Here is a 14864-nt window from a genome sequence, read left to right on the forward strand (position 1 = left end):
CGCACCGCCAGGCAAGGCGCACCCTCAGGCAAGGCGCCCCGCCGCTCAAGGCGCACCGCCAGGCAAGGCGCACCCTCAGGCAAGGCGCCCCGCCGCTCAAGGCGCACCGCCAGGCAAGGCGCACCCTCAGGCAAGGCGCCCCGCCGCCCAAGGCGCACCCCCCGGCAAGGCGCACCGCCAGTCAAGGCAAGGACCCGCCCGCTAGCCCAGAATCACGCTTCGCGTCAGGTTTCGGGGGCGGTCCGGGTCCTGGCCGTGGGATTCCGCCAGGGTCACCGCCAGGCGCTGCGCGCGGATCAGGTCCGCCAGGGGGTCCGCCTCCTGGCGGGCCACCAGTTCGCCGCCCACGCGGGCCACATCCGCCGCGAGGCCCTCCGGCAGCGTCCCGAACATCCACGCCACCCGGCCGGGGCCGGTGATGGAGATCGGCCCGTGGCGGTACTCCATCGCGGGGTACGCCTCCGTCCACGCCCCCGCCGCCTCCCGCATCTTCAGCGCCGCCTCCAGCGCCAGACCGTACGTCCAGCCCCGCCCGAGGAACGTCCACTGCTCGGCCTCGACCACCGCCGCCGGCAGCGGTTCCGTCACCGCGAGCTCCGCGTCGAGCGCCGCCTGCGCCACGGACTTGACGCCGGGGATGTCGCCGAGTCCGGCCCGCAGGAAGGCGAGCGCGGTCGTGGCGAAGCGGGTCTGGACGACCGATTCCTCGTCCGCCCAGTCCAGGACCGCCACCGTGTCGGCCGCGTCCATGACCGGCGTCTTCGGGTCGGCGGTCAGCGCGACGGTCGGGACCGCGCCCTTCAACTGCCGGAGCAGGTCGAGCACCTCCGTGGTGGTACCGGACCGGGTGATCGCCACCACCCGGTCGTAGCGCCGCCCGGCCGGGAACTCCGACGACGCGAAGGCGTCCGTCTCGCCCTGCCCGGCGGCCTCCCGCAGCGCCGCGTACGCGATGGCCATGAACCACGAGGTCCCGCACCCGGTGACGGCGACCCGCTCGCCCGGCCGCGGCAGTCCGTCGAACGATGCGGCTGCCTTCGCCGCCCGGTGCCAGCAGGCGGGCTGGGTGGCGATCTCTGCTGCGGTACGCGACATGCGACGAGGCTCCTACCGGGTGTGCGGTGCGTGCATACGTGCGAGGACGTGATGTGCTTAGCAGCCCCCGGGGCGGCCCGGCAATGGGGCCCCTGTCGCACGAAGGGGCCGCCGTTGCACAAGTGATACTGGGCTGGTGTAGACCTTGTGTTCGAGTTCGGGGGAAACTCGGGGGAAAATCGCAGTTCGAGAGCGCTGGGGCGCAGATGCCTCCAGTACGCGGAAGCAATGAGGGTGGGACAGCTGTGCAGCGGCGCGTGACAGGACTGACCGCGGCGGTGGCCGCACTGGGCATGGTGGGAGTCCTCGCCGGCTGCGGCGGTCCCGGTGACTCCGGTGACGTCACCCTCAAGCTGGTGGCCGCCGACTACGGCGACTCCGCGGCGAACAGCTCCAAGAAGTACTGGGCACAGGTCGTCGAGGGCTTCGAGAAGGACAACCCCGGCATCAACGTCGAGGTGAGCGTCCGCTCCTGGACCGACGTGGACCGCGAGGTCAAGGAGATGGTCAAGAAGGGCGACGCCCCTGACCTGGCGCAGATCGGCGCGTACGCCGACTACGCCGCGCAGGACAAGCTCTACGAGGCCGACGAGCTGCTCTCCATCGCCACCCAGGCCGACTTCCTGCCGCCGCTCGCCCAGGCCGGCGAGGTCAACCGCATCCAGTACGGCATGCCGTTCGCCTCCTCCACGCGCCTGCTGTTCTACAACACCAAGCTCTTCAAGGACGCGCACCTCACCCCGCCGCGGAGCTGGGGCGAGCTGCAGACGGACGCCAAGGCGCTCAAGGCGCGCGGCGTGAAGATCCCGTACGCCCTGCCGCTGGGCCCGGAGGAGGCGCCCGCCGAGACGCTGATGTGGATGCTCAGCGGTGGCGGCGGCTACACCGACAACGTCGGCTCGTACGACATCGACTCCAAGCAGAACGCCAAGACGTTCGCCTGGCTCAGGGACGAACTCGTCGGCGAGGGCCTGACGGGGCCGACGGCGCCCGGTGAGATGAACCGCGCCGAGGCGTTCGCGGCGTTCTCGCGTGGCGAGGTCGGCATGCTCAACGGCCACCCCACGCTGATGAAGATGGCCGCCAAGAAGGGCGTGAAGTTCGGCATGGTGCCGGCGCCCGGCATCAACGGCAAGGCGCGGGCCACGATGGGCGTCGCCGACTGGATGATGGCGTTCAAGCAGAACGGCCACCGCAAGGAGGTCGGCAAGTTCCTCGACTACGTCTACAGCAAGAAGAACGTGCTCGACTTCTCCAACGAGTACGACATCCTGCCCGTGACGACCTCCGCCTTCGACGCGATGTCCAAGGAGCGCGGCCACACCGACCTCGGCAAGTTCCTCGAGGAGCTGCCGACCTCGCAGCTGTACCCGGTGGGCAAGACGTCCTGGGCGCAGGTGTCCGCCGACGTGAAGAAGAACATCGGCAGGACCGTCGAGGAGAACGGCGACCCCGCCTCGGTCCTCTCCCAGATCCAGAACAAGGCGGCGACCGCGGAGAGCGCGGAATAGCGTGGTCGCATGACCGAGCAGCAACCCTCCGTTCCGCGGGAGCCCGCGCGGGAGCTCTCCGCGCGGGATCGCGCCGTGCTCGCCCTGGAGCGGCGCGACTGGCCCGGCCCCGGCGCGAAGGAACGCGCCGTCCGCGAGGAGCTGGGCATGGTGCCCGTGCGCTACTACCAGCTCCTGAACGCCCTGCTGGACGATCCCCGCGCCCTCGCGCACGACCCGATCACGGTCAATCGGCTGCGCCGGGTGCGGGAGTCCCGGCGCGAAGAGCGATGACGCGGTTAAGGTCGGGCCCATGGGTGACTCTACGTACGCGCAGCCAGACCGGCCCGGACGCCCCGGCCTGCCCGAACCCGTGACGCCCGCGGGGCGGGAGGGCCTCGCCGCGATCCTGGAGCGGCCGGAACGATCCGTCGTGGCCCTCGATTTCGACGGCACGCTCGCCGCGATCGTCCCCGACCCCGACCAGGCCCGCGCCCACCCGGACGCCGTGCCCGCCCTCGCCGCGCTCGCTCCGCGTCTGCGGTCCCTCGCCGTGGTCACGGGCCGCCAGGCGGGCGTCGCGGTGCGCTACGGCGGCTTCGCCGGCGTGCCGGGGCTCGAACAGCTCGTGGTCCTCGGCCACTACGGGGCCGAGCGCTGGGACGCGGTGACCGGCACGGTGCAGGCCGCCGAGCCGCATCCCGGCGTCGCGGCCGTCCGGGCCGAGCTGCCCGGCTTCCTCGACACGATCGGCGCTTGGCGCGGTACGTGGATAGAGGAGAAGGGCCGGGCCGTCGCCGTCCACACGCGGCGCGCGCAGGACCCGCAGGCCGCGTTCGAGGCGCTGCGCGGACCGCTCACCGAGCTGGCGCACCGGCACGGCCTGATCGTCGAGCCGGGCCGCATGGTCCTGGAGCTGCGCCCGCCGGGCATGGACAAGGGCGTGGCGCTTGCCGCGTACCTGCGGGAGGTCGGCGCCGAGTCGGTGCTCTACGCGGGCGACGACCTCGGCGACATCCCCGCCTTCGGCGCCGTCGAGAAGCTGCGTTCGGAGGGAATGGCGGGCCTGCTGGTGTGCAGCGGCAGCGCGGAAGTCACGGAACTCTCCGACCGAGCGGACCTGGTCGTGGACGGCCCGGCCGGAGTGGTCTCCCTCCTCACCACCCTCACCACCCACCTCCCCTGACCCAGCGACCCCTCAGCCCGGGGGGCGCCCTCAGTACCGCACCGCCTCCTGGCGAGGGTGTTCCCCTCCCACCCACCCTGACCACCGGCGCGCGGGTTCCCCGCGGGAGCGTTTCCAGTGCCGCGCCGCCTCCCAGCGAGGGTGTTCCTACCTGCCCCCCGGGGGGCCCCGGCCCTCGCTGGTCGACGCGGGGTGCACGGGTGGGTGGGTGGGAGACACCCGCCGCGAAGCGGCGGCCTGGGAAGGAGCGCGGGGCGACGCGCGCAATCGCCGGGCGGCGGCAGCCCGGCCCAGGCGCCCCGCCCGGCACCGCGGGGAGCCACCGACAGGCATGCCGCCCGCGGGCCGTCCGGGCTAGGCGTCGCCGCCTGTCAGTTCGTGGAGCTGTTCCAGGAACCACTGGGCCGGTGGCAGTGCCGTGGAGGCCGCCGCCAGGCGCTTGGTGCGTTCGGCCCGTTCGGCCGGCGGCATGGAGAGGCCGGCGTGCAGCGCCTCGGCCGTGGCGCAGATGTCGTAGGGGTTGACCGGGATCGCGTCCTCGCCCAGTTCCTCGTACGCCCCCGCCTCCCGCGAGAGCACCAGCGCGCACCCCTCGTCGGAGACGACCGGCACCTCCTTCGCGACGAGGTTCATGCCGTCCCGGATGGGGTTGACCAGCGCCACGTCGGCGAGCCGGTAGGCCGCCAGCGAGCGGGCGAAGTCGTCGTCGACGCGCAGCAGCACCGGCGTCCACCCGTCCGTGCCGAACTCCGCGTTGATCTCCTCGGCGACCCGCGAGACCTCCGCGGTGTAGTCGCGGTACACCGCGAGGTCCTGCCGCGAGGGGTAGGCGAAGGCGACGTGCACGACCCGCTCGCGCCACTCGGGGCGGGTCCGCAGCAGCTCCCGGTAGGCCCGCATGCCCCGCACGATGTTCTTGGACAGTTCCGTCCTGTCCACCCGCACGATGGTCTTGCGGCCCTCGCCGACCTGCTCCCGCAGCGCCGCCATCCGCTCCTCGACGTCGTCCCGCCGCGAGCGCTCGCGCAGGAAGTCCGCGTCGGCGCCCAGGCCGTGCACGCCCACGCGCGTCCCGGACGTCCCGCCGAGCAGCCGCACACAGCACTCCGTGAAGGCGTCCGCCCAGCGTCCCGTCAGGAAGCCGAGCCGGTCGGCGCCGAGCATGCCGCGCAGCACCTGTTCGGCCACGTCGTCCGGCAGCATCCGGAAGTAGTCGGCGGGCGCCCACGGCGTGTGCGAGAAGTGGCCGATCCGCAGGTCGTCGCGGAGTTCGCGCAGCATGCCCGGCACCAGCGTCAGGTGGTAGTCCTGCACGATGACCGCCGCGCCCGGCGCCGCCTCCGCCGCCAGCGCCTCGGCGAACGCGCGGTTGTACGTCTCGTACGCCTCCCACTGGGCGCGGAACTCGGGGCCGAAGGCGGGCTCCAGGGGCGTCTGGTAGAGCATGTGGTGCACGAACCACAGGACCGAGTTGGCGATGCCGTTGTACGCCGCCGTGTGCACGCCCTCGCGGGAGCCCGCGTCGATGTCGAGCATCCGGACGCCCGGCTCGGCGACGCCGCGCCGCACCGCCTCCCGGTCGCCCTCGCCGAGCGCGGCGCACACCCACAGGGCGTCCGCGCCGTCGCCGATGGCGCTCAGGCCGGAGACCAGGCCGCCGCCGCCGCGCCTGGCGGTCAGCTCCCCGTCCTCTCCGACGGTGTACGAGACGGGGCCGCGGTTGGACGCGACGAGTACCTGCGCTGCTGCTGTTCGGGGCTCGGGGACCATGTGGCCAAACGTAGCCCGTCCCGGGGCCGGGCAAACGTGCGACCGCCCGGCGGTCACGCCACGCGGCGGTGCGCGTACTCCGCGATGCCGGCCATCGGCGGCCGCTCCTGGGTGTCCACCGCGTACGTCCGCGGCTCGAAACCCCGCTCACCCCGCTCGAACTGCGTCAGCTCGGGGCGTACGAGGTGGCCGCGCGCGAGCCGCACCTGCGCCGTGCGGTAGATGGCCGCCGCCATCCGCCCGAGGGCCTGCCCGTCCTGGTGGCGGTGCTTGCGCACGCCGACGTCCACCTGCGCGAGCGCGTCCAGGCCCACCGTGTGCAGGGCGTCGACGAGCAGGCCCAGCTCCACGCCGTAGCCGACAGGGAACGGCAGCCGCTCCAGGAGCGATCTGCGGGCCGCGTACTCGCCGCCGAGCGGCTGCACGAAGCCGGCGAGCCGCGGCCAGTGCATGTTCAACAGGGGCCGCGCCATCAGCTCGGTGACCCGCCCGCCCTGGCCCGCGGCCTCCCCCAGGGGGCGGTCGTACATCGCCTTGACGAAGGCCACGTCGGGGTCGGTGAGCAGCGGGCCCACGATCCCCGAGACGAAATCGGCGGAGAACTCCCGCAGATCGGCGTCGACGAACGCGACGACGTCCCCGCTGGTCACGAGCAGCGAGCGCCACAGCACCTCGCCCTTGCCGGGCAGCGGCGCGAGGCGCGGCAGTATCTCGTCGCGGTGGACGACCTTCGCGCCCGCCTCCCGCGCCACCTGCGCCGTGCGGTCCGACGACCCGGAGTCGATCACCACCAGCTCGTCGACCAGCGGCGTCCGCTCGATCAGCTCGCGGCGGATCTCGGAGACGATCGCGCCGACCGTCTCCTGTTCGTCCAGCGCGGGCAGGACGACGCTCACCGAGGTGCCGGACGCGCGCTTGGCGGCGGCCAACCGTTCCAGCGGGCGGTCGGCCACCGACCAGGAACGCCCGCTCAGCCAGCGCTCGACCTCTTCCAGCACGGTCAGGGTCCTTCCCAGTCATCCGTCATACGGGCCGTCATGTGATCCATCTCGCGGTTCGGACGACTATCTCAAGGGTCCGGGCCGTCGGTTACAGTCTTGAACAACGCCGGTCGCCGCCGCATGTCGGGGTCGCCGCGTGAGATCGACAACTGAAACCCACAATCGAATACCGCTCATCCAGAGGGGCAGAGGGATACGGCCCGTTGAAGCCCCGGCAACCCTCCCGCCGACCGCGAGGTCACGGTGGGGAAGGTGCCAATTCCGTCTCGCGGCGAGATGCGTCGCGAGGAAGATGAGGAGAAAGGGCCTCGCCTCCATGGCTGTGCAGACCGTCGCCACCGAAAGCACCGCGACCTCCGCGACCTCCGGGACTTCTGACCCCGCCGCGACCGTTGATCTCGGTCCCGCCTCGGGCCTCTCCTGCCGGGAATGCGGCACCACCTTCCCGCTCGGCCCGATCTTCGCCTGCGTCGAGTGTTTCGGCCCCCTCGAAGTGGCCTACGACCTTCCCCTCGGCGACCCCGAGGCGCTGCGCGCGCGGATCGAGGCGGGCCCCGCCAACATCTGGCGCTACGCCCCGCTGCTCCCCGTGCCCGCCGACGTCGCCGACAAGCCGAACCTCAACCCCGGCTGGACCAAGCTCGTCAAGGCCGACAACCTCGCGCGTGAACTGGGCGTCCAACAGGGCAAGTTGTTCGTCAAGGACGACTCCGGGAACCCCACGCACTCGTTCAAGGACCGGGTCGTCGCACAGGCGCTCGAAGCGGCGCGCGCCTTCGGCTTTACCACCTTGTCCTGCTCCTCCACCGGCAACCTCGCGGGCGCCGTCGGCGCCGCCGCCGCCCGGGCCGGCTTCCGTTCCTGCGTGTTCATCCCGCACGACCTGGAACAGGGCAAGGTCGTCATGGCCGCGGTCTACGGCGGCGAGCTGGTCGGCATCGAGGGCAACTACGACGACGTGAACCGCTTCTGCTCCGAGCTGATCGGCGATCCGCTGGGCGAGGGCTGGGGCTTCGTCAACGTCAACCTGCGGCCGTACTACGGCGAGGGCTCCAAGACCCTCGCGTACGAGATCTGCGAGCAGCTCGGCTGGGAGCTGCCGGACCAGCTGGTCATCCCGATCGCCTCCGGATCCCAGCTCACGAAGATCGACAAGGGTCTGAAGGAGCTGATCGCGCTCGGTCTCGTCGCCGACAAGCCCTACAAGATCTTCGGCGCCCAGGCGGAGGGCTGCTCGCCGGTGTCGGCCGCGTTCAAGGCCGGTCACGACGTCGTGCGCCCCCAGAAGCCGAACACCATCGCCAAGTCCCTCGCCATCGGCAACCCCGCCGACGGGCCGTACGTGCTCGACATCGCGCGGCGCACGGGCGGCGCCGTGGAGGACGTGGACGACGAGCAGGTCGTCGACGCGATCAAGCTGCTCGCGCGGACCGAGGGCATCTTCGCGGAGACCGCCGGCGGGGTGACGGTGGGCGTCACGAAGAAGCTGGTCGAGGCGGGGCTCATCGACCCCTCCCTGACCACGGTGGTGCTCAACACCGGGGACGGCCTGAAGACGCTGGACGCCGTCGCCGAGACCTCGCAGGCCACCGCGACGATCAAGCCGAGCCTTGAGGCGTTCCGTTCCGCGGGCCTGGCCGGTTAACCGCGTAGGGCCCGAGTTTCCCCCTTTGCGCCCCTGACGGGCGCCCCTTTGATCTACCGAGGTGAACCCCATGAGCGTGAACGTCCGAATTCCCACCATCCTTCGCACCTACACCGGCGGCAAGGCCGAGGTGGCCGCCGAGGGGGCGACCCTGGGTGAGGTCATCGCCGACCTGGAGAAGAAGCACACCGGCATCGCCGCCCGCGTCCTGGACGACCAGGGCAAGCTGCGCCGCTTCGTCAACGTGTACGTGAACGACGACGACGTCCGCTTCGAGCAGGGCCTGGAGACGGCCACCCCGGACGGCGCCGGCGTGTCGATCATTCCGGCCGTCGCCGGCGGATGATTCGATTTCGCAAGTTCCCTGCATAACCCGAATTGCCCTCTCCCGACGACAAGCGGAGGGGGCAATTCTGCATGGTTGAGAGCGGTACAGTTGGGGAAGCTGCTTCGCCGTTTGTGTCGGGCGCATATACGAAGTCCGGCCGCTGCCGACAAGAAGTAGCCAAAGCGCGTCGCCCTTTCGAGCCTTCTACGGCTTTTGCCCGGCCCGACTTGCCCCGACTTCGGCAAATTCTCCACATATTACCGATCAGGCGTGCCCGGATTTCTCGTCCGATTGACCTGTTGCAGAGGGCAGTTGGACAGATACATTCAGCGGCGGTCGACGCGTTCCGGCGCACACCCCCATATCAGTGGGGGGTGAGGTCTGACCCGGGTCCGCGAAGTGCGGTCCTGTGCAAGGGCCAGTAATAGGGGAGTTAGGCATGGCTCAGGGCACCGTCAAGTGGTTCAACGCGGAGAAGGGGTACGGCTTCATCGCGGTCGACGGTGGTGCGGATGTTTTCGTCCACTACAGCGCGATCCAGATGGACGGCTACCGCACCCTTGAAGAAGGTCAGCGAGTCGAGTTCGAGATCTCGCAGGGCCAGAAGGGTCCGCAGGCGGACATGGTCAAGCTCGCCGTCTAGCTCGGCGCGATCGACCACCGAAGCAAGTATCGCGAGGGGCTCGCATCCCATCAGGGGTGCGGGCCCCTCGTGTGCGTCCGGCCCGGCGCGGGTATGCCCCCCGGGATCCCCCGGCGCACCTCGCCGAAGCGGCACGGGACTCTACGGGATCCGGGAGAGGCGCTTGCACTCGCAGGGGTCGAGTGCTAATCATTGGGCTTAGCACTCTCCCAGTGAGAGTGACAGAACTTGGATCGGGTCGGTGAGGTCCGCGGGCCGCGTGGGGCAAGGAACCACACGGTGCGCAGTCCGTCCGTCGCGGGCACCAGCACGGTCCGTTTGCGTTTCCACCCCTGTCCGGGAGGACCACTTCACATGGCCAAGATCATCGCGTTCGACGAGGAGGCACGGCGCGGCCTCGAGCGCGGCATGAACCAGCTCGCCGACGCCGTCAAGGTGACCCTGGGCCCCAAGGGTCGCAACGTCGTCCTCGAGAAGAAGTGGGGCGCCCCCACGATCACCAACGATGGTGTGTCCATCGCCAAGGAGATCGAGCTCGAGGACCCGTACGAGAAGATCGGCGCCGAGCTGGTCAAGGAGGTCGCGAAGAAGACGGACGACGTCGCCGGTGACGGCACGACGACCGCGACCGTCCTGGCCCAGGCCCTGGTGCGCGAGGGTCTGCGCAACGTGGCCGCCGGTGCCAACCCGATGGCCCTCAAGCGCGGCATCGAGAAGGCCGTCGAGGCCGTCTCCGGTGCCCTCCTCGAGCAGGCGAAGGATGTCGAGACCAAGGAGCAGATCGCTTCGACGGCCTCCATCTCCGCCGCCGACACCCAGATCGGCGAGCTGATCGCCGAGGCCATGGACAAGGTCGGCAAGGAAGGCGTCATCACCGTCGAGGAGTCCCAGACCTTCGGTCTGGAGCTGGAGCTCACCGAGGGTATGCGCTTCGACAAGGGCTACATCTCGGCGTACTTCGCCACCGACATGGAGCGTATGGAGGCGTCGCTCGACGACCCGTACATCCTGATCGTCAACTCCAAGATCTCCAACGTGAAGGACCTCCTTCCGCTGCTGGAGAAGGTCATGCAGTCGGGCAAGCCGCTGCTGATCATCGCGGAGGACGTCGAGGGCGAGGCGCTGTCCACGCTCGTCGTCAACAAGATCCGCGGCACCTTCAAGTCCGTCGCCGTCAAGGCCCCGGGCTTCGGTGACCGTCGCAAGGCCATGCTCGGCGACATCGCCATCCTCACCGGTGGCACCGTCATCTCCGAGGAGGTCGGCCTCAAGCTGGAGAACGCCGGTCTCGACCTGCTCGGCCGCGCCCGCAAGGTCGTCATCACCAAGGACGAGACGACCATCGTCGACGGCGCCGGTGACAGCGACCAGGTCCAGGGCCGCGTCAACCAGATCCGCGCCGAGATCGAGAACAGCGACTCCGACTACGACCGCGAGAAGCTCCAGGAGCGCCTGGCGAAGCTCGCGGGCGGCGTGGCCGTCATCAAGGCCGGTGCCGCGACCGAGGTCGAGCTGAAGGAGCGCAAGCACCGCATCGAGGACGCCGTTCGCAACGCGAAGGCGGCCGTCGAGGAGGGCATCGTCGCCGGTGGTGGCGTGGCGCTCATCCAGGCCTCCGCGGTCTTCGAGAAGCTTGAGCTGGAGGGCGACGAGGCCACCGGTGCCGCCGCCGTGAAGCTGGCCCTCGAGGCCCCGCTGAAGCAGATCGCGGTCAACGCCGGCCTTGAGGGTGGCGTCATCGTCGAGAAGGTGCGCAACCTGCCCATCGGTCACGGTCTGAACGCCGCGACGGGTGAGTACGTCGACATGATCGCCGAGGGCATCCTCGACCCGGCGAAGGTGACGCGCTCTGCCCTGCAGAACGCCGCCTCCATCGCCGCGCTGTTCCTCACCACCGAGGCCGTCATCGCCGACAAGCCGGAGAAGGCGGGCGCTGCCCCGGCCGGCGGCGGCATGCCGGGCGGTGACATGGACTTCTGATCGACCTCTGGTTGATCACCGTCCTGACGTACCGAGGGCGGCACCCCTTCTCGAAGGGGTGCCGCCCTCGGGCGTTTTCCGGCACCGGGTGCTTCAGCGTCCGTAGTGGTAGCGGCAGGCCGCGATGCGGACCTCATCCTCGACGACCTTGTACACCAGCCGGTGCTCGTCGGTGATGCGGCGGGACCAGTAGCCGTGGAAGCCGTGCTTCAGGGGCTCGGGTTTGCCGATGCCCTCGTCGGGGCCGTTGCGGGCGATGTCCTGGAGGAGAGTGTTGATGCGCTTCAGCACCTTGCGGTCCTGCTCCTGCCACCAGACGTAGTCGGCCCAGGCCTTCTCTTGCCAGACGAACTTCAATCCAGCAGCTCCCTGACCGTGCCGCCGCCGTTCTCCAAGTCCTCGATGGCGGTCAGAATGCGCCGCGCGTTCTCCGGGCTGCGCAGGAGGTACGCGGTCTCCTTCAGGGACTCGTACTCCGACAGCGCGACGATCACCACCGGTTCGTGCCCCGCGCGGGTCACTATGACCTCTTCGCGGTCGTCAACCACCGCGTTGAGCGTCTCGGCGTACTTGTTCCGGGATTCGGTGGCGGTCATCGTGCGCATGGGGACTCCTCAAGGCGTACGGGATTCTGTACGTACAGAAAAGTGTACGTCGGGTCTCCGGGCAAGGCCAGATCCGGTCGGGCCCGCTACGGCAGTCGGTCCATGAGCCAGGTGCAGAGTTCCTCGGTGACCAGGGTGTGGGGCTCGTTGTGGGAGGCGCAGTGAAATTCGTCCAGGTCGCTCGTCTCGTCGTCGGCGGCGGTGACGGGGGCGTAGAGCTTCTCGTGGGTGTCGATCTCGCGCAGGGCCAGGGCGCTGACCGTCGGGACGAAGCAGTGGGCGCGGATGTCCGCCTGTGAGCCGAGGCCGATGAACGGCGGGATCTTGTTCAGCTCGTCGGCGAGGATGCCGAAGCCCTCCAGGGTGCCGCCCGGCGCGGCGTCGATCTCGGGGAGCCCCGAGGTGTGGATCCGCGGTTTGCGCAGGGTCACGACCCGCAGCTGGGCGACCAGTCGGTCGTCGCCGGCGGACTGGGTGTGCAGGTGGGTGCCGGTGATGGCGAGGCCCTTGCCGTGGAAGGCCTTCGCGCCGGGGGCGATGCCGTTGCCCTCTCCGGTGCGTACGCCGTTGGCCACGCCGATCTTGCGGGGCCGGGAGGGCCAGCCGCCGACCCGTTCCAGTTCGGCGAGGAACTCGACGCGCTCCTTGTCCGTCGCGGGGGTGTCGTCCCACTCGGCGATGTGCTGCCACAGGAGCTGCCGGGCGGCCGGGCTGTTCATCTGGTCGGAGAACGCCGCGTTCAGGCGCCGGATGTAGTGCGCGAAGGCCTGGAGGGCGAGGGGGATCCAGGCGCCCTGGTGCGGACTGTCGTAGGAGAAGTACAGGGCCGTCTGGTGGTCGATGTGCTCGTGCTCCATCTTCGCGAGGGCGTAGCGGGTGACGAGGCCGCCCATGCTGAAGCCGCCGACGGCCAGCGGGTGGTCGCCGGTGCGGCGCGCGATGGCCTCCTGGACGGCGGCCCGCGCGACCATCGCGTTGTCCAGGATGGAGGCGCTGCGCTCGTCGAAGCCGAGCAGGATCACGTCGTATCCGCGTCCGCGCAGGGCGCTGAGGAACGGGTAGGGGCCGCGCTCCAGGATCTCCCAGGAGTACGCCAACTCACTGGGGCCGGTGTTGAATCCGTCGCCGAGGATGACGGGCCGGGTCAGGCCGCGCGCCGGGTCGGCGAGGTACACCCAGGCCCGCCCGGCGGGCAGCGCCCACTCGTCGTCGGGGACGGGCGCCTCGTGGGGCGCTTCCCGCGCCTCCTTCGGGCCGGGGGCCAGGGTGACGCGGGCGGCGGTCCCGAAGGCCTGTGCCACCTGCGGGTCGGTGGGCTCGTGCGGTTCGCCGGTCGTGTGACGGTCGGTCATGAAGGGTCCCCTCCGGTGGTGCCGGTCCGCTGACGTGGGGTGCCATCATCGGCACGGACCGTGCGCGGCGGCAGGTCGCGGCGCCCGCCGCCGGCGCGGGCCGGGGCCTTTCGGACAGGGGCGCCTTCGGCCGCTCACGCGTGGGGCGCAAGGGGGACCGGCGCCCTGGCCTGGGACGCGGCCGGTGACGACCGCGGGGCGGGGCGGTGCCTTGTGGCGCGTCGGCCAACTCGCGGTGCGGTGGGCCGTCCGGCCGTGCGCGGGAACGCCGGAAGTATGTCGCGAAGGCGACCGGCGGTGGGGTGTCCCTGGGGCGGGGGGTGCCTCCCCTTGCTCCCCGCCGTGCCTCGGGCCGGCGGCCGTCGGAGTGCCGGGCTGTCAGGCGGATGTCATGTCAACTCGCTAGAAGAAAGGGCGGGTTGAGTCCCGCCCCCCGTTCCTGGAAGAGAGGGCTTGCGGCTTGAGCTTCGGCCGGTGGGCGGCCCGCCTACCGCAGGGAGTGGAACCACCGCACCACGGCGGCGGTCCCCGCCTGCTGGGAACCCAGGTGGCGTGAGCCGCCGTAGTCCGGGGTGCCGAGGTCGATCGACGGGGCATGGACGCCGCGAGCGCGCAGAGCGGCGTGGCAGCGGGCGGTGTTCGCGGTGACGGCCTGTTCGTCGCCTTCGGCGTAGTAGAGCCGGACCGGAGCGCGCGGCGTCCAGTCGGCGCACACGCCGTCGGCGATCCGCAGGGCCGCCGCCAGCCGTCCGGTGGGATGCGCCAGCATCGCCCGGCCCCGGGGGGTGAGCAGCGCGTCGAGGGAGTCCGGGGTGCCCGCCACGACCTCCTGACCGGTGTGTGTGCCGTCCAGCAGACCTTCGATCGTCCGGTCGTACGGCGCGCGGAACACCTCAGCCGGCGTGTCGTACAGGTGGTGCAGGCGGTTGAAGGCGACCAGGGTCAGCGCCGCGTAGATCGCGCTCGCCTTCGGTTCCGTCCGCCCGGCCAGCAGCGCGGGCAGCTCCGCGTCACGGAACGCGTACGCGCCGCTGATGGGCGCCACCGCGCGCAGCCGGAACCAGCCGTCGGCGCCTTCCTGCAGCGACCGGGCCAGTCCCAGGGCCGCCGAGGCGCCCTGCGAGAAGCCGGTGACCAGTACGTCGCGCCGCAGCTCCCGGCCCTTCGCCGCCGTGGCGGCGCGGGAGGCGCGCAGCATGTCCAGGGCGGCCGTCGTCTCCGAGGGCACGTCCATCCAGGGGTGGGGGCCGGGGCCCGAGCCCAACCCGAGGTAGTCGGGGAGCACCGTGGCGAATCCGGCGGAGGCGTAGGTCAGGGCGGGCGCCTGGTCCCAGACGCTGGTCGAGACGGAGGCGACGTCGCCCTTGAACAGTTCGGTGCCGTGCGTGAAGGACACGGCCCGCAGCCGCCGTTCACCGCTCCGAGGCAGGGCCAGCAGTCCGCTGGCCGTCGTCGGCCGGCCATGGGCGTCGACTGTGCGGTACACGATCCGGTAGGTGTCCAGGCCGTACCGTACGGCGCCGGTGTCCCAGGCGCCCGCCTTGTCCCCCGCCAGCTCGGCCGCGACCTCGCGTGCGGTGAGCGTGCGCAGGTGCTCGACCGACACGAGCGAGCCCCGCGTCCTGTCCGCCGCGACGGGCGCGACGGTGGCGGCCCGGGGTCTCTCCGCTGGGTTGGCGACCACGGCCGTTGCGCTGCTCGCCGTCAGTGCCACCGACACCGCCGAGACCATCAGTATCCCGCTCATCCGCTTCATGCCCTGACCGTAC

General features: G+C 70.9%; 14 protein-coding genes and 1 riboswitch. Of the genes, 7 read left to right on the top strand and 7 right to left on the bottom strand.

What is annotated here, in order from left to right; all coding sequences use genetic code 11:
• Positions 1–201: 201 nt before the first annotated feature.
• On the bottom strand, positions 202–1095 hold the full coding sequence (locus ACZ5GP_RS15865) for an SIS domain-containing protein (protein WP_468751388.1): 894 nt from the start codon (positions 1093–1095) through the stop codon (positions 202–204).
• 245 nt (positions 1096–1340) lie between these two features.
• Between ACZ5GP_RS15865 and ACZ5GP_RS15870 the strand changes: the two genes are divergently transcribed.
• Genes ACZ5GP_RS15870 through otsB form a run of 3 tightly spaced genes read left to right on the top strand, consistent with a single transcriptional unit; the run spans position 1341 to position 3771 of the window.
• Positions 1341–2606, top strand: coding sequence for an ABC transporter substrate-binding protein (locus tag ACZ5GP_RS15870; protein ID WP_468751389.1), 1266 nt, complete (start codon positions 1341–1343; stop codon positions 2604–2606).
• A gap of 9 nt (positions 2607–2615) precedes the next feature.
• A complete protein-coding gene (locus tag ACZ5GP_RS15875; RefSeq protein WP_468751390.1) occupies positions 2616–2879 on the top strand; it encodes a DUF3263 domain-containing protein in 264 nt (87 codons plus the stop codon).
• 19 nt (positions 2880–2898) lie between these two features.
• Positions 2899–3771, top strand: a complete 873-nt coding sequence (gene otsB, locus ACZ5GP_RS15880) for a trehalose-phosphatase (RefSeq protein WP_468751391.1) — start codon at positions 2899–2901, stop codon at positions 3769–3771.
• Between the two features lie 354 nt (positions 3772–4125).
• Here otsB and ACZ5GP_RS15885 read toward each other — a convergent pair whose 3' ends face one another.
• Positions 4126–5541: an alpha,alpha-trehalose-phosphate synthase (UDP-forming) gene (locus ACZ5GP_RS15885; RefSeq protein WP_468751392.1), complete on the bottom strand. Its 1416-nt coding sequence runs from the start codon at positions 5539–5541 to the stop codon at positions 4126–4128.
• 53 nt (positions 5542–5594) lie between these two features.
• On the bottom strand, positions 5595–6539 hold the full coding sequence (locus ACZ5GP_RS15890) for a glucosyl-3-phosphoglycerate synthase (RefSeq protein WP_468751393.1): 945 nt from the start codon (positions 6537–6539) through the stop codon (positions 5595–5597).
• Positions 6540–6712: 173 nt separating this feature from the next.
• A riboswitch (SAM riboswitch) is annotated at positions 6713–6841 on the top strand.
• On the opposite strand from ACZ5GP_RS15890, the gene thrC reads away from it, so the two are divergent.
• From thrC to groL, 4 genes are all read left to right on the top strand, one after another.
• Positions 6835–8187, top strand: coding sequence for a threonine synthase (gene thrC, locus ACZ5GP_RS15895; protein ID WP_468751394.1), 1353 nt, complete (start codon positions 6835–6837; stop codon positions 8185–8187). (Overlaps the previous riboswitch by 7 nt.)
• Positions 8188–8257: 70 nt before the next feature.
• The gene (locus ACZ5GP_RS15900; RefSeq protein ID WP_219690721.1) at positions 8258–8533 is read left to right on the top strand and encodes a ubiquitin-like small modifier protein 1; all 276 of its coding nucleotides are present in this window, start codon (positions 8258–8260) and stop codon (positions 8531–8533) included.
• Positions 8534–8954: 421 nt separating this feature from the next.
• The gene (locus tag ACZ5GP_RS15905; RefSeq protein ID WP_005315736.1) at positions 8955–9158 is read left to right on the top strand and encodes a cold-shock protein; all 204 of its coding nucleotides are present in this window, start codon (positions 8955–8957) and stop codon (positions 9156–9158) included.
• Between the two features lie 354 nt (positions 9159–9512).
• Entirely contained in the window at positions 9513–11138 is a 1626-nt protein-coding gene (gene groL, locus ACZ5GP_RS15910; RefSeq protein ID WP_125513545.1) for a chaperonin GroEL, read from the top strand.
• A 93-nt stretch (positions 11139–11231) separates the two neighbouring features.
• Here the strand turns inward: groL and ACZ5GP_RS15915 are convergent, their stop codons facing one another.
• The 4 genes from ACZ5GP_RS15915 to ACZ5GP_RS15930 form a co-directional block, all read right to left on the bottom strand.
• Positions 11232–11495, bottom strand: coding sequence for a Txe/YoeB family addiction module toxin (locus ACZ5GP_RS15915; protein ID WP_468751395.1), 264 nt, complete (start codon positions 11493–11495; stop codon positions 11232–11234).
• Complete coding sequence (locus ACZ5GP_RS15920; RefSeq protein WP_468751396.1) at positions 11492–11743, bottom strand: type II toxin-antitoxin system Phd/YefM family antitoxin; 252 nt, start codon at positions 11741–11743, stop codon at positions 11492–11494. The genes ACZ5GP_RS15915 and ACZ5GP_RS15920 overlap by 4 nt, the downstream gene beginning before the upstream one ends.
• Positions 11744–11829: 86 nt before the next feature.
• Complete coding sequence (locus tag ACZ5GP_RS15925; protein ID WP_468751397.1) at positions 11830–13095, bottom strand: esterase/lipase family protein; 1266 nt, start codon at positions 13093–13095, stop codon at positions 11830–11832.
• A gap of 487 nt (positions 13096–13582) precedes the next feature.
• On the bottom strand, positions 13583–14851 hold the full coding sequence (locus ACZ5GP_RS15930) for an acetylxylan esterase family protein (RefSeq protein ID WP_468751398.1): 1269 nt from the start codon (positions 14849–14851) through the stop codon (positions 13583–13585).
• Between the last annotated feature and the right edge of the window lie 13 nt (positions 14852–14864).

This window comes from Streptomyces sp. NPDC031466, from assembly GCF_055581265.1.

Coding starts and splice junctions, on each gene's coding strand:
- ACZ5GP_RS15930 (WP_468751398.1), bottom strand. CDS start 14,851: ATGAAGCGGATGAGCGGGATACTGATGGTCTCGGCGGTGTCGGTGGCA.
- ACZ5GP_RS15920 (WP_468751396.1), bottom strand. CDS start 11,743: ATGCGCACGATGACCGCCACCGAATCCCGGAACAAGTACGCCGAGACG.
- ACZ5GP_RS15900 (WP_219690721.1), top strand. CDS start 8,258: ATGAGCGTGAACGTCCGAATTCCCACCATCCTTCGCACCTACACCGGC.
- ACZ5GP_RS15925 (WP_468751397.1), bottom strand. CDS start 13,095: ATGACCGACCGTCACACGACCGGCGAACCGCACGAGCCCACCGACCCG.
- otsB (WP_468751391.1), top strand. CDS start 2,899: ATGGGTGACTCTACGTACGCGCAGCCAGACCGGCCCGGACGCCCCGGC.
- ACZ5GP_RS15885 (WP_468751392.1), bottom strand. CDS start 5,541: ATGGTCCCCGAGCCCCGAACAGCAGCAGCGCAGGTACTCGTCGCGTCC.
- groL (WP_125513545.1), top strand. CDS start 9,513: ATGGCCAAGATCATCGCGTTCGACGAGGAGGCACGGCGCGGCCTCGAG.
- thrC (WP_468751394.1), top strand. CDS start 6,835: ATGAGGAGAAAGGGCCTCGCCTCCATGGCTGTGCAGACCGTCGCCACC.
- ACZ5GP_RS15865 (WP_468751388.1), bottom strand. CDS start 1,095: ATGTCGCGTACCGCAGCAGAGATCGCCACCCAGCCCGCCTGCTGGCAC.
- ACZ5GP_RS15875 (WP_468751390.1), top strand. CDS start 2,616: ATGACCGAGCAGCAACCCTCCGTTCCGCGGGAGCCCGCGCGGGAGCTC.
- ACZ5GP_RS15905 (WP_005315736.1), top strand. CDS start 8,955: ATGGCTCAGGGCACCGTCAAGTGGTTCAACGCGGAGAAGGGGTACGGC.